This is a genomic window from Shewanella sp. Shew256, assembly GCF_002196695.1.
GTDB classification, from domain to species: domain Bacteria; phylum Pseudomonadota; class Gammaproteobacteria; order Enterobacterales; family Shewanellaceae; genus Shewanella; species Shewanella mangrovisoli.
The window spans coordinates 650,041-662,530 of sequence record NZ_NAJR01000001.1; the positions used below are offsets into that span (position 1 = coordinate 650,041).

9 protein-coding genes, 3 tRNA genes and 1 rRNA gene are annotated in these 12,490 nt (G+C 47.4%); 6 read left to right on the forward strand and 7 right to left on the reverse strand.

All coding sequences use genetic code 11. The annotated features are described in order from the left end of the window. Positions 1-14: 14 nt before the first annotated feature. Positions 15-740 carry a pseudouridine synthase gene (locus B5P39_RS02830; protein ID WP_088210381.1) on the forward strand — a complete coding sequence of 242 codons (726 nt, stop codon included), beginning with the start codon at positions 15-17 and terminating at the stop codon, positions 738-740. 97 nt (positions 741-837) lie between these two features. Here B5P39_RS02830 and hmpA read toward each other — a convergent pair whose 3' ends face one another. The 6 genes from hmpA to B5P39_RS02860 form a co-directional block, all read right to left on the reverse strand. Next, positions 838-2,031 carry an NO-inducible flavohemoprotein gene (hmpA, locus tag B5P39_RS02835; protein WP_088210382.1) on the reverse strand — a complete coding sequence of 398 codons (1,194 nt, stop codon included), beginning with the start codon at positions 2,029-2,031 and terminating at the stop codon, positions 838-840. A gap of 166 nt (positions 2,032-2,197) precedes the next feature. Beyond that, positions 2,198-3,823, reverse strand: a complete 1,626-nt coding sequence (locus B5P39_RS02840) for a methyl-accepting chemotaxis protein (protein WP_011717995.1) — start codon at positions 3,821-3,823, stop codon at positions 2,198-2,200. Between the two features lie 163 nt (positions 3,824-3,986). Continuing rightward, positions 3,987-4,073 (reverse strand) — tRNA-Leu (locus B5P39_RS02845). A 44-nt stretch (positions 4,074-4,117) separates the two neighbouring features. Beyond that, a tRNA-Leu gene (locus B5P39_RS02850) sits at positions 4,118-4,204 on the reverse strand. Positions 4,205-4,259: 55 nt separating this feature from the next. Further along, positions 4,260-4,335: transfer RNA gene (locus tag B5P39_RS02855), tRNA-Phe, on the reverse strand. Between the two features lie 219 nt (positions 4,336-4,554). Next, the gene (locus B5P39_RS02860; RefSeq protein ID WP_088210383.1) at positions 4,555-5,316 is read right to left on the reverse strand and encodes an outer membrane protein assembly factor BamD; all 762 of its coding nucleotides are present in this window, start codon (positions 5,314-5,316) and stop codon (positions 4,555-4,557) included. A 122-nt stretch (positions 5,317-5,438) separates the two neighbouring features. Between B5P39_RS02860 and rluD the strand changes: the two genes are divergently transcribed. The 3 genes from rluD to clpB all read left to right on the forward strand — a co-directional run bounded on the left by rluD (position 5,439) and on the right by clpB (position 9,893). After that, positions 5,439-6,410: a 23S rRNA pseudouridine(1911/1915/1917) synthase RluD gene (rluD, locus tag B5P39_RS02865; protein ID WP_011623739.1), complete on the forward strand. Its 972-nt coding sequence runs from the start codon at positions 5,439-5,441 to the stop codon at positions 6,408-6,410. A 3-nt stretch (positions 6,411-6,413) separates the two neighbouring features. After that, entirely contained in the window at positions 6,414-7,202 is a 789-nt protein-coding gene (gene pgeF, locus B5P39_RS02870; protein ID WP_088210384.1) for a peptidoglycan editing factor PgeF, read from the forward strand. Positions 7,203-7,319: 117 nt separating this feature from the next. Continuing rightward, positions 7,320-9,893, forward strand: coding sequence for an ATP-dependent chaperone ClpB (gene clpB, locus B5P39_RS02875; protein ID WP_088210385.1), 2,574 nt, complete (start codon positions 7,320-7,322; stop codon positions 9,891-9,893). Positions 9,894-10,076: 183 nt separating this feature from the next. On the opposite strand, the gene B5P39_RS02880 is transcribed toward clpB, so the two are convergent. After that, positions 10,077-10,541, reverse strand: coding sequence for a DUF4124 domain-containing protein (locus B5P39_RS02880; RefSeq protein ID WP_088210386.1), 465 nt, complete (start codon positions 10,539-10,541; stop codon positions 10,077-10,079). A gap of 91 nt (positions 10,542-10,632) precedes the next feature. Between B5P39_RS02880 and pssA the strand changes: the two genes are divergently transcribed. Continuing rightward, a complete protein-coding gene (pssA, locus tag B5P39_RS02885) occupies positions 10,633-11,451 on the forward strand; it encodes a CDP-diacylglycerol--serine O-phosphatidyltransferase (protein WP_088210387.1) in 819 nt (272 codons plus the stop codon). Positions 11,452-12,145: 694 nt separating this feature from the next. Next, positions 12,146-12,490, forward strand: a 16S ribosomal RNA gene (locus tag B5P39_RS02890); the annotation flags it as partial.

Below are 12,490 nucleotides of genomic sequence, written 5' to 3' on the forward strand. Positions count from 1 at the left end.
CGCTGGGTGGGGTTATGCAATCAAAACGTGGTCGTCTCGACAGATACCTTGCTGTTAAGCTACAAATTCACCGTAAAGCCGTGCGAGAACTCTTGCTGGCGGAGCGAGTGTATGTGGATGGCGCGCCTGCAAAAGCGCTCGATCTGCTGGTGGATGAATTTTCCCATATTGTGTTTGATGGACAAGTCTTACAGGCTAATAAACCCGTTTATCTAATGCTACACAAGCCCGTAGGCGTAGTGAGTGCCACCAAAGACACAGAGCACCGCACAGTGATTGATTTACTCGACTGCGATGCTCGCCATGAGCTGCATATTGCAGGGCGGTTAGATTTAAACTCCTCGGGTTTATTGCTGCTGACCAATGATAGCCGTTGGTCCGAGGCACTCATGTCGCCCGATCAAAAGGTGGATAAAGTGTATCGGGTGACTTTAGCGAATCCTTTGAGTGAGGAATATATCGCGGCATTCGCCCAGGGGATGTATTTTGGCTTTGAAGATATCACCACGCAGCCAGCAAAGCTGACTATCCTCGACTCTCATATTGCTGAGGTCACGCTAAGGGAAGGAAAGTATCATCAAATCAAGCGGATGTTTGGTCGTTTCCGTAATCCTGTTGTGGGATTACATCGGCTTTCTATCGGTGAGATTAGCTTGGATGATGGCTTAAAGCCGGGCGAGAGTCGTATGTTAACAGCGCAGGAGGTGGCTTCTGTCTATCTTGCGGGGAAGTTAGCCTAGTTCAGCGTTTATGGAACAAGCATTAAGCCACCTTGCTTTGCGGGAAGATGGCTTTGTGCTTAGTTATCTATCGATGATTGATAATGACGTTGTAGCCTTAGAGTTCGGCATGTGGGCCAAAGACTTCATAGTGCATTTGCTCGCTAGGTACTCCGAGGGCGAGTAATTGCTGTTTAATTGAAGCCATAAAGCCAATCGGGCCACAGAAATAGTAATGTGCGTTGGCCACGATTTTATCGGCGACGGAGGTTAAGTTCATTGTGCCTTCAAAATCATAATCTTGGCCTAACACATCAGCCTTTGTCGGCTCTCTGTACCATACATGGCTGGCAAGATTCGCATGTTGGCCGAGTTTGTTTTTGATGGCCGATTTAAACCCGTGCACTCCACCGTGTTCGCAGGCATGTAACCAAGTCACTGCACTCGGATGTTTGAGCTTTAAGAGTTGATTTAACATGCTCTTCATCGGCGTTTGCCCAACCCCCGCCGAAATTAACACGACAGGCGTTTCAGCTTGAACCGCTAAAGTGAAATCGCCCGCAGGTGGCATCACTGAAAGTGTGTCACCGACTTGCAGTACATCGTGCAGTAGATTTGATACCTGGCCATTAAGCTCTCGCTTTACCGTGATCCGATAGCTTTGACCATTCGGAGCATCCGAGAGCGAATATTGGCGAATTTCATCGAAGGCAAGCTTAGGATGTTGCGCCTTAATGCTTAAGTATTGTCCTGGAACAAAGTCTTTTACCGCTTTGCCATCCACGGGCGTTAATACAAAGGAGGCTATTTCTAAGGACTCGGCTTTTTTCTCACTGATGATAAATTCACGCACTCCCGACCAGCCGCCATCTTGCTGAGCACTTTCTTGATAAATTTGCGCTTCACGATTGATAAAGATATTGGCTAAAAATCCATAGGCATCGGCCCATGCCGTTAATACTTCTTCTGTGACGGCTTCTCCACCCAGCTCTTTGAGTGTCGCCAATAGGTGGCTACCGACAATCGCATATTGTTCTGGTTGGATTAAAAACCCTGTGTGTTTGTGGGCGATGCGCTCTACAGCCGAGCCGAGTGCACCTAAGTTATCAATGTTTTTGGCATAGGCCGCAACTGCGTTAAACAGCGCTACGGGCTGACCGCCTGAATGCTGATGTGCCAAGTTAAATACATCTTTTAACTCAGGATTGTGTTTAAACATCCGTTCGTAAAAATGTTGAGTGAGTGCGGGACCAGCAGATTCGAGTAGGGGAATGGTGCTTTTAATCACTTGGATGGTACGGCTATCCAACATAATGAATCCTTAACATGCTTTATTTATGAATGTTATTTTAGTTTAAAGATACATTTGATTTGGATCAATAAAAATCACACCTAAAACTGTTAGGTGTGATTTTTGTGAAGGTAGGCATTGAGTAATGAAGTCGCAGGCACAGTGAACCTGTGCCTACGAAGAAGTGTTAAAGCCTAAATGCGCTCACCTGATTACGCATACTGTTGGCAAGTTTTGTGAGATTAAGTACGGATTCACTCAACTCTAAGGCTGAGTTCGTGGAGTGTTCGGCAATATCACTGATGGCGATAATGCTGCGGTTGATGCTCTCGGCTACGCTGCTTTGCTCCTCGGCAGCCGTAGCGATATGAGTATTTAACTCGGTGATATTGTCGACGGAGGCGACAATCTCTTTTAACGCTTGGCCAGCTTGATTCGCCTTATCGTTGGCATCATCCACTTGATTGATACCGACCTCCATCGCATTCACCGCTTCTTTTACGCCTTGTTGTAGAGTGGCGATCATCGCTTCAATTTCTTGAGTCGATTTTTGGGTGCGCTGCGCCAATGTCCTGACTTCATCGGCGACCACCGCAAAACCTCGACCTTGCTCTCCGGCGCGGGCGGCTTCAATCGCCGCATTTAGTGCCAGTAGATTGGTTTGTTCGGCAATACTTTTGATCACATCCAATACCCGACCGATGTTTTGGCTTTCATTGGATAAAAAGCCAATCACTTGCGCCGTTTTCTGAATTTGCTCCGAAAGTTGCGACATGCTGGTGATGGATTGCATCACAATATGATTACCGTTGGCGGCATAACTATCCGCATCCTTGGCAGAATCTGCAGCCGCTGCGGCGCTTTGAGCCACTTCGGCAACAGTTGCCGTCATTTCATTCATGGCCGTTGCCGTTTGTTCGGTTTCCGCCTGTTGCTGCTGCATGCGTTTATTGGTTGCTTGGGTAAAACTACTTAGTTCAGTGGCTGAACTATTGACCGTATTTGCGGCTTCGGCAATTGAGTGCAAAATGCCCCGCAGATGTTCAATCACTTGGGTCAGGCTAGTGGAGATCTGCCCGAGTTCATCGTCGTTGAAAGTTTTAAACTTAACGGTGAGATCAGAGTCTTGTCGTATCGTCTTAAGATTTTCAACAATATCACGGATCGGATTCATCACGCTGCGATTCACCCAGAGCCCAATCACTATGCTTATCAGCATGGCGATACCCGCAAGGGTGATAAAAATAGAAATAGAGGATTGGTAAATACCGTTTACGGCATCTTTCTCCTGACCGGCGATCTTAATTTGCAGATCAATCAGCTCGGAGACTTTACCGCTGATAGGGTCGATGGCGTTATACAGAGGTAATATTTTGTCGTTCAGTTGATGCACCACATCGCCATTTAATCCCCGAAGATACGTGATTAACTGCTCTATTTGTTCATTGGCGGGAGTAAATAAACGCTCAGCTTGCTGCGCGAGTTGCGACTCTTCCTTGGTAAGCTCAGTTGATAGGTATTTCTGCCAGCGTTGATTGACTGTGGATTTAGCACTTTCAAGGGCATTGATGGCCTGAGAAGCCGTAAAACCGCCAGCATTAGCCTTGTTAACCGCATCAATCACATCGACGGCATATTTATCGGCAATCACTTTGAGATCATCAAGGGGGACGACTCGGTCGTTATAGATGCGTTCGACGCCGTATTCGATTTTTCCCATCATATTGATAGCGATAAAACCGATAGTCAGTAGCATTAGGAGCGGCACGAGAATGCCGATAAACATTTTTTGTTTTATTTGTAGACCATTCATATGGATTTCCTCGGTGAAACAAGGGAGTCCTTTAGGCAGAGCTCGAGCTGTCCCTATGATGAGTCTGTATGAATAGTTATAGCAAATTTAAGGAAGGTGATAAGTTACTTAAGGAAATTAAATTGCAGATACAAAAAAACCTCGCTAAGCGAGGTTTAAATGTTGGTACAGATGAGAGGACTTGAACCTCCACGCCCGCAAGGGCACTAGCACCTGAAGCTAGCGTGTCTACCAATTCCACCACATCTGCATTGGTATCCGACAATGTGTCGAATTTTAATTTGAATCGCAATTTGGTACAGGTGAGAGGACTTGAACCTCCACGCCCGCAAGGGCACTAGCACCTGAAGCTAGCGTGTCTACCAATTCCACCACACCTGCACTGTACTTTATTGCGATTCTTTAACACTGGTCGCTAAGGCAACCAATTTAAAGATGGTGCCCGAACCCGGAATCGAACCAGGGACACGAGGATTTTCAATCCTCTGCTCTACCGACTGAGCTATTCGGGCGACGGGCGCAATTTAAAGGCTTTTCGGCTTTTGAGTCAACTGATTTTTACGAAATAATGCAAAAAGTGGTGCGGTTGGATAAGTTTTACACGAATAGCGTATTTATTGACTCTTACCCATATGAAAAGGAACTTGGCGCGCTGCAGAACCTAAAAGGAAAGGGGGATCAAACGGTGAACTTAAGATAAAAAAATGCCCCTTATAAAGGGGCATTTACGCTTAGTTCGATAAGATTTCGTTGTTTGGGAAGTTAGCTTGCATTACCATGAGCACGTTTTGCTTCAGTTGGTTCTGACCTAACTCGCCATAAGCTTCTGCCATAATCTCCAGTGCACGTTCCGTTGAAGGGGTGCCGGGATATGTTTCCAACACAGATTGAGCACGAACAGCCGCAGCACTCCAAGCGTTCATTTTGAGATAATACTCAGCAACTTGAATGGAATACTTTGCTAAACGGTTTTTCAGCGACAGCATGCGTTTTTGCGCATCGGCAGCATATTTGCTGTTGGGATAGGTTTTGATTAAACGATCAAAATCCTTAAAGGCATCTTGGGCATTTTTAGGATCGCGGTCGGTTCTATCGATATTCAACATATCGTGGAACAGGTAGCTGTCCGCCTGCATATTGACGAGTCCACGCATATAGTAGACATAGTCGATATTGGGATGAGTTGGGTTTAAACGGATGAATCTGTCAATGTTGGCAATGCCAGAGGCAACATCGTCCATTTTGTAATAGGCATAAATCAGATCTAACTGAACCTGAGTTTTATGTGGTCCGAAGGGAAAGCGTGAGTCTAATGCTTCCAATGAACGGACGGCTTTAGAGTAATTGCCAAGTTCCATGGAGGTTCTTGCCTGAGAATAGAGCACATCAGGTGAGGTTTTGGCGGCAATATCGTTATCTTCAGGACTGCTGCTACAGGCTGATAACGCTAGCGAAAATAGGACTAAGGTTAAGCCTTTGGAGAATTTATACATACTTGAATTCAATTCTTTATAAGTTGTAGTTAAGAATTTTTCCATTTCACGATAAAATAGAAAGCATTCGATTGTAACAGATAGCACACATTTTTTGACCCCAAAATGGGGATACGGTTCCTATGACACAAGAGATTAATCTAAAAAGCGAGATTTCGGCAACACAAACTGGCCTGAGATTGGATCAAGCACTGGCTGAGTTGTTCCCAGATTACTCGCGCACGCGCATCAAGGAATGGATCCTATCTGATGCAGTCTATGTTGATGGCGTGATGGTGAATAAGCCGCGCGAAAAGGTATTCGAGCTGCAGCGCATTGAAATTAATGCCACGCTCGAAGAAGAAGTACATGCGGCCGCGCAAGCCATTGAGCTGGATATTGTCTATGAAGACGATGATATCTTAGTCATCAATAAACAAGCGGGACTAGTGGTTCACCCCGGTGCGGGCAATGCCGATGGCACTTTGATGAACGCCCTGCTGCATCACTGCCCTAATATTGAGCACGTGCCACGTGCAGGTATTGTGCATCGTCTGGATAAAGACACCACAGGTTTGATGGTGGTGGCCAAAACGGTTGAAGCCCAAACCCATTTAGTGGCTGCGTTGCAAGCCCGTGAAATCACCCGTGAGTATGAGGCGATTGTCCTCGGCACTATGACTGCGGGCGGTACAGTCGATGAACCTATTGGTCGTCATCCGACAAAACGTACCCATATGGCGGTGCATCATTCGGGTAAACCTGCGGTGACTCACTACCGTGTCGCGGAAAAATTCCGTAATCACACCCGTTTAAGATTGCGTTTAGAATCGGGCCGTACTCACCAAATCCGCGTGCATATGGCATATATTGGCCATGTGTTGGTGGGTGACCCAGTTTATGGCGGCCGTCCAAAACCACCCAAGGCTGCAAGTCCTGAGTTTTTCGAGATCCTGAAAAACTTTAAACGCCAAGCATTGCATGCGGTGCGTCTGGAGTTAGCGCATCCTGTGACTTGTGAAATCATGAGCTGGACCGCGCCTATTCCAGAAGACATGGTGATTCTGACCAAAGCGCTGCGTCAAGATACCTTAGAACACCCAGTCGAGTACTAAGCTATGCTGCTTCACGATTGGCCTGTACCGGATAATGTGGAAATTGCGATGACTGACCGCCACGGCGGTGTGAGTCTCGCCCCCTACGACAGCCTGAACTTAGGGCTGCATGTGGGGGATGCGCCGCAGCAGGTATTGGCTAATCGTGGCATTTTGGCGAAACAGTTAGGGCTTGCGACTGAGCCAGTGTGGTTGGAGCAAGTCCATGGCACTCAGGTGGTTGATTTAGCCGATATCGCCCCAATTAATCTTGCCCAAGAAGCTCAATCAGAGAGTGTGGACGCGCAAGATACGCCACCTTTGGTGGCCGATGCCAGTTATAGCAATCTCGCAGGGCGGGTTTGTGTGGTGATGACCGCCGACTGTTTGCCAGTACTTTTATGTAACGAGCAAGGTACAGAAGTCGCCGCTGCCCATGCTGGCTGGCGCGGACTCTGTGATGGGGTGATTGAGGCGAGTGTGGCAAAATTTGCCTCTAAGCCGAGTGAGCTGATTGCCTATCTAGGGCCAGCCATTGGGCCCAAGACCTTTGAGATTGGCGCCGAGGTGCGTGCAGCCTTTATGGCAACAGATCCTAACGCCGCAAACTGCTTTGTCGCTCAATGTCAGTCAACTAAGCCGGACAAGTACCTCGCCGATATTATCGGATTAGCTAAATTGCGCTTAAAGAAACTGGGCATTAAGCAGGTCTACAGCGCCGATATTTGCACTGTCTCTAGCCCAGATTATTTCTCTTATCGCCGCGATAAAGTCACTGGCCGCATGGCTTCATTGATCTGGCTTAAGTCTTAGGTATATTCCCCTACAATTTGTATTAATTTCCCGCCGTCTTGCTTGAAATCGGTTAAATAGCCCCCATCTTTTAACTAACAAAATGTTATACCTCATTTGTGAGTTTTAGGAGGCTGTATGCGACTCGATCGTATGACCAATAAATTTCAGCTTGCCATCTCAGATGCCCAGTCGCTCGCGCTCGGGCGTGATCATCAGTTTATCGAACCGTTACATTTGATGATGGCGCTGCTGAATCAGGATTCTGGTTCTATCCATCCTTTATTAACCCAAGCTGGCATTCGGGTGAGTGCGCTGCGCTCGCTCTTGAGCCAAGAGCTTGAACGTCTGCCACAAGTCGAAGGCACTGGCGGCGATGTGCAATTATCCCAAGGTTTAATTCGCTTATTAAACCTGTGCGACAAGTTGGCGCAAAAGCGCAAAGACAAATATATATCCAGTGAGTTGTTTGTCTTAGCTGCACTCGAAGGCAGCGATGCCTTAGCACAATGCTTAAAGAAATCCGGCGCCACCAAAGAGCTGCTGGAGCAAACCATTGAGCAAGTGCGCGGTGGTCAGAATGTGGATGATCCTAACGCGGAAGACCAACGCCAAGCGCTGAAAAAGTTTACTGTCGATCTCACCGAGCGTGCCGAGCAGGGCAAACTCGACCCTGTGATTGGCCGTGACGATGAGATCCGCCGCACCATTCAAGTGCTGCAACGTCGTAGTAAAAACAACCCTGTGTTGATTGGTGAGCCTGGTGTGGGTAAAACCGCGATTGTTGAAGGTCTCGCTCAGCGTATTGTGAACGGTGAAGTGCCTGAAGGAATTAAAAATAAACGCGTTTTATCCTTAGACATGGGCGCACTGATTGCGGGTGCTAAATACCGTGGTGAGTTTGAAGAGCGTTTAAAAGCTGTGCTTAACGAGCTGGCGCAGGAAGAAGGCCAAGTGATCCTCTTTATCGACGAGTTGCACACTATGGTGGGCGCGGGTAAAGGCGATGGCGCCATGGATGCGGGCAATATGCTAAAGCCTGCGCTGGCCCGTGGCGATCTTCACTGTGTGGGCGCGACCACTCTCGATGAATATCGTCAATATATTGAAAAGGATGCCGCCCTTGAGCGCCGCTTCCAAAAAGTACTAGTGGATGAGCCTAGCGTTGAAGATACCATCGCGATTTTGCGTGGTCTCAAAGAGCGTTACGAGCTGCATCACCATGTGGAAATTACCGATCCGGCGATTGTCGCGGCGGCCACTATGTCGCACCGTTATGTGTCGGACCGTAAATTACCCGATAAAGCGATCGACTTGATTGACGAGGCGGCATCGAGTATCCGTATGCAGATGGACTCTAAGCCCGAATCCCTCGACAGATTGGAGCGCCGTGCTATCCAGTTGAAACTGGAAGAGCAGGCATTAGCCAAAGAAAACGATGAGGCGAGCCGCCGTCGACTCGACCATTTACGCGTCGAGTTACATGAGGTTGAGGCTAAGGCGTCGGAGCTTAATGAAATCTGGCGCACCGAAAAAGCGGCGCTAGCGGGGACTCAGCATATTAAAGCTGACCTCGAACAAGCTCGGATGGATTTAGAAGTGGCACGCCGCGCGGGCGATCTAACCCGTATGTCCGAGCTGCAATATGGCCGTATTCCAGAGCTTGAAAAGCAACTGGACTTAGCATCGCAAGCCGAAATGCAGGACATGACGCTGCTACGCAATAAAGTCACTGACTTAGAAATCGCCGAAGTGCTATCAAAGGCGACGGGGATTCCGGTTTCTAAGATGCTTGAAGGCGAGCGTGAAAAGCTACTGCAAATGGAAGTGGCACTGCATGAGCGGGTGATTGGCCAAAACGAAGCCGTGGATGCGGTCGCCAATGCGATTCGCCGTAGCCGCGCAGGGCTTGCCGATCCGAATCGTCCTATTGGTTCGTTCCTGTTCTTAGGACCAACCGGTGTGGGTAAAACTGAGCTGTGTAAGTCGTTGGCTAAGTTCCTCTTCGATACGGAATCGGCCTTAGTGCGCATCGACATGTCTGAGTTTATGGAGAAACACGCTGTTTCACGCTTAGTTGGGGCGCCTCCTGGCTATGTCGGCTATGAAGAGGGCGGCTACTTAACTGAAGCGGTGCGCCGTAAACCTTATTCGGTGATATTGCTCGATGAGGTGGAAAAGGCTCACCCAGACGTGTTCAACATTTTGCTGCAGGTGTTGGATGATGGCCGCTTAACCGATGGCCAAGGTCGAACCGTCGACTTTAGAAATACGGTGATCATCATGACCTCAAACTTAGGATCTGACATTATCCAAGAAGGATTTGGTCACCTAAGTTATAGCGAAATGAAGAGCGCGGTGATGAATGTGGTCACCCATAGCTTTAGACCCGAGTTCTTAAACCGGATCGACGAGTCTGTGGTATTCCATCCCTTGGATGCGGAAAATATCAAGCATATTGCTTCTATCCAAATTGCTTCATTGCGTAAGCGTTTGGCAGAGAAAGACTATACGCTGGAGATCACCGACGAGGCATTATCGTTAATCGCCGAAATTGGTTTCGACCCAGTTTATGGCGCAAGACCGCTGAAACGTGCCTTGCAGCAAGAGATGGAAAACCCATTAGCGCAAAAATTACTGCGTGGCGATTTACTGCCCGGCAAACCTATCAAGGTCAGTTGCGCAGGTGGTGAGTTGGTATTCGAGCAATAATTTGCACGGATGGTTACCGTGCTAAATGCTGCTTAACCTAAACAAAAAACCGAAGTCTTAGACTTCGGTTTTTTTATATCTATATGCTACTGATAAAGTGTTCGCTAACCACTAAAAGAGTGGCTAGCAATAGCGTGGCGTTGCTATTAAGGCTTCAGTCGATCCTATAACAAACGCAGAACGCTATTTCTTATCGCAAAACAGTTTTATCCGCTGCTGATTCTCGCTAATTGCCGCTTGGCGTTCTTCTTCTGTCATCGCGACAGGTTCTTTATTACCGTCTGCTTGACGGGTAAGTTTGGTATGAGTCGTTAACACATCTAAATTATGTTTAGCATTTTCACAAATCGCTTCGGCTTGCTTAGCGTCTTTCTCTTTAATTAACGCCGCCGACTTTTCGGACTCGGACATTTCAGGGGGGGCATCTTTTTTAACGGGAGCGATATAGCCAATCTTACCTGGCTCGATATCTTCGCTATAAAGTTGCTGCGTTTTAGATTGCTCCTGCTCCGGTGGTTGTTGACTGTAATGGGTGACACCATTCTCATCAACCCAAGTGTAAATCACCCCAGCTAATACGGGCTGAGTGAGCAGCATTAAGCATGCAATCCGCAGAAACATTGCGCTAACCTTGGCTTTTCTTAACATAAAAATCATCCCTAAGGGTCACCATCGACATGATAGTAAAATATGCTATCTTGAAGCCTACTTCCATTTCAGCTCATAGCTTTATAAGTGTATGCAAAATTCTTCGAATCAAACAGTAAAGAATAAAGGTATCTATTTACTGCCAAATTTATTCACCACTGCAGGCTTGTTTTCCGGTTTCTATGCTGTGATTGCCTCTATGAATGCTAACTTTGAAGCGGCGGCGATTGCGATTTTTGTGGCCATGATTTGCGATGGCTTAGACGGCAGAGTGGCAAGGTTAACGAATACGCAAAGTGACTTTGGTGCCGAATATGACAGCATGGCGGACATGGTGTCCTTTGGTATGGCGCCTGCGTTGCTCGCCTATAATTGGGCGCTTGCGGATTTAGGTAAGGTTGGTTGGCTTGCAGCATTTATCTATTGTGCGGGCGCTGCATTAAGGCTTGCTCGTTTTAATACTCAGGTAGGCGTGGCAGATAAACGTTATTTTCAAGGCTTAGCGAGTCCTGCGGCTGCGGCAGTTATTGCAGGTAGCATTTGGCTTGGCAATCAATATAGCCTTGATGGTAAGAATATCAGTTGGATAGCCGGATTGATTACGGCTATTACAGGATTATTAATGGTGAGTAATTTCCGTTATCACTCATTTAAGGAAATTGACTGGCGCGGCAAAGTGAATTTCATTGCTATCTTATTTGTGGTTGGCGTGTTTGTGGTGGTGTCGGTGCAACCAGCATTAATTCTCTGTATTGGTTTTTACCTCTACGCCATCTCTGGGCCAGTGATCACTATTCGTACCGTGAGAAAACTAAAAGTGGCACACATTGTGGGCGATGGAGAGCATGAAAAGGAACAGGAGGCGGGTGAGGGCCCCAAGAGTTCGACAAATTCTGCGGATAAGCCTTAGGCTGACAGTTCCTACATTCACAAGCTTGCATTCCATGAGTTAGTTCTACGGTTCAAGAGTCGCTATTCGTTACTCTTGAACCGTTTTCCTCATCCGACATATATACATCTATATATGCAAAAGTTTTAAAGCGTCCTTTCTTAAGGCTATTCAGTCTATAGAATTCCCTGCACACCCATGCCGCGTATGCCAAACTTATCAACCCGAGTGACAAAGATTGCAGCATATTTATCCGATATTCGCTGTTTTGCTGGTTATTTGCTCACTTAACGTAATTTGTTAAAAAAGCCCTTGCGAAAAAAGTTTCGGTGCCTATAATGCGCATCCACTGACACGGCAGACAGCGAAAGCGAATGCGGTATCAGTGTGAATCGAATGCAAAATGTGCACTTGGTTCGAAAGCCTCAAGAAGTTTGCGAAAACGCCTTGACGCGACACGGGAAATGCGTAGAATACGCAGCCCTGACCCGCTGAGCGGTAACGCGAAAGCTGAGGTCAAATGCTCTTTAACAATCTAAACAAGAAATCTGTGTGGACACTCACAGGTGTTGAGTTAATCGAAATTACTCTGCCGTTTGGCGAGTAATCAAAATTTAAATCAATGAATGAGTGTTCATAGCAATATGTACAACGACTTATTAAGTTAAGTCGATTCAGAATTCATTGAGCCGAACCTTCGGGTTCACAAAACTTTTAATTGAAGAGTTTGATCATGGCTCAGATTGAACGCTGGCGGCAGGCCTAACACATGCAAGTCGAGCGGCAGCACAAGGGAGTTTACTCCTGAGGTGGCGAGCGGCGGACGGGTGAGTAATGCCTAGGGATCTGCCCAGTCGTGGGGGATAACAGTTGGAAACGACTGCTAATACCGCATACGCCCTACGGGGGAAAGGAGGGGACCTTCGGGCCTTCCGCGATTGGATGAACCTAGGTGGGATTAGCTAGTTGGTGAGGTAATGGCTCACCAAGGCGACGATCCCTAGCTGTTCTGAGAGGATGATCAGCCACACTGGGACTGAGACACGGCCCAGACTCCTAC

Excerpts from the sequence above, each read along its gene's own strand:
- B5P39_RS02830 (WP_088210381.1), top strand. The coding sequence starts at position 15 with ATGCAATCAAAACGTGGTCGTCTCGACAGATACCTTGCTGTTAAGCTA.
- hmpA (WP_088210382.1), bottom strand. The coding sequence starts at position 2,031 with ATGTTGGATAGCCGTACCATCCAAGTGATTAAAAGCACCATTCCCCTA.
- B5P39_RS02840 (WP_011717995.1), bottom strand. The coding sequence starts at position 3,823 with ATGAATGGTCTACAAATAAAACAAAAAATGTTTATCGGCATTCTCGTG.
- B5P39_RS02860 (WP_088210383.1), bottom strand. The coding sequence starts at position 5,316 with ATGTATAAATTCTCCAAAGGCTTAACCTTAGTCCTATTTTCGCTAGCG.
- rluD (WP_011623739.1), top strand. The coding sequence starts at position 5,439 with ATGACACAAGAGATTAATCTAAAAAGCGAGATTTCGGCAACACAAACT.
- pgeF (WP_088210384.1), top strand. The coding sequence starts at position 6,414 with ATGCTGCTTCACGATTGGCCTGTACCGGATAATGTGGAAATTGCGATG.
- clpB (WP_088210385.1), top strand. The coding sequence starts at position 7,320 with ATGCGACTCGATCGTATGACCAATAAATTTCAGCTTGCCATCTCAGAT.
- B5P39_RS02880 (WP_088210386.1), bottom strand. The coding sequence starts at position 10,541 with ATGTTAAGAAAAGCCAAGGTTAGCGCAATGTTTCTGCGGATTGCATGC.
- pssA (WP_088210387.1), top strand. The coding sequence starts at position 10,633 with ATGCAAAATTCTTCGAATCAAACAGTAAAGAATAAAGGTATCTATTTA.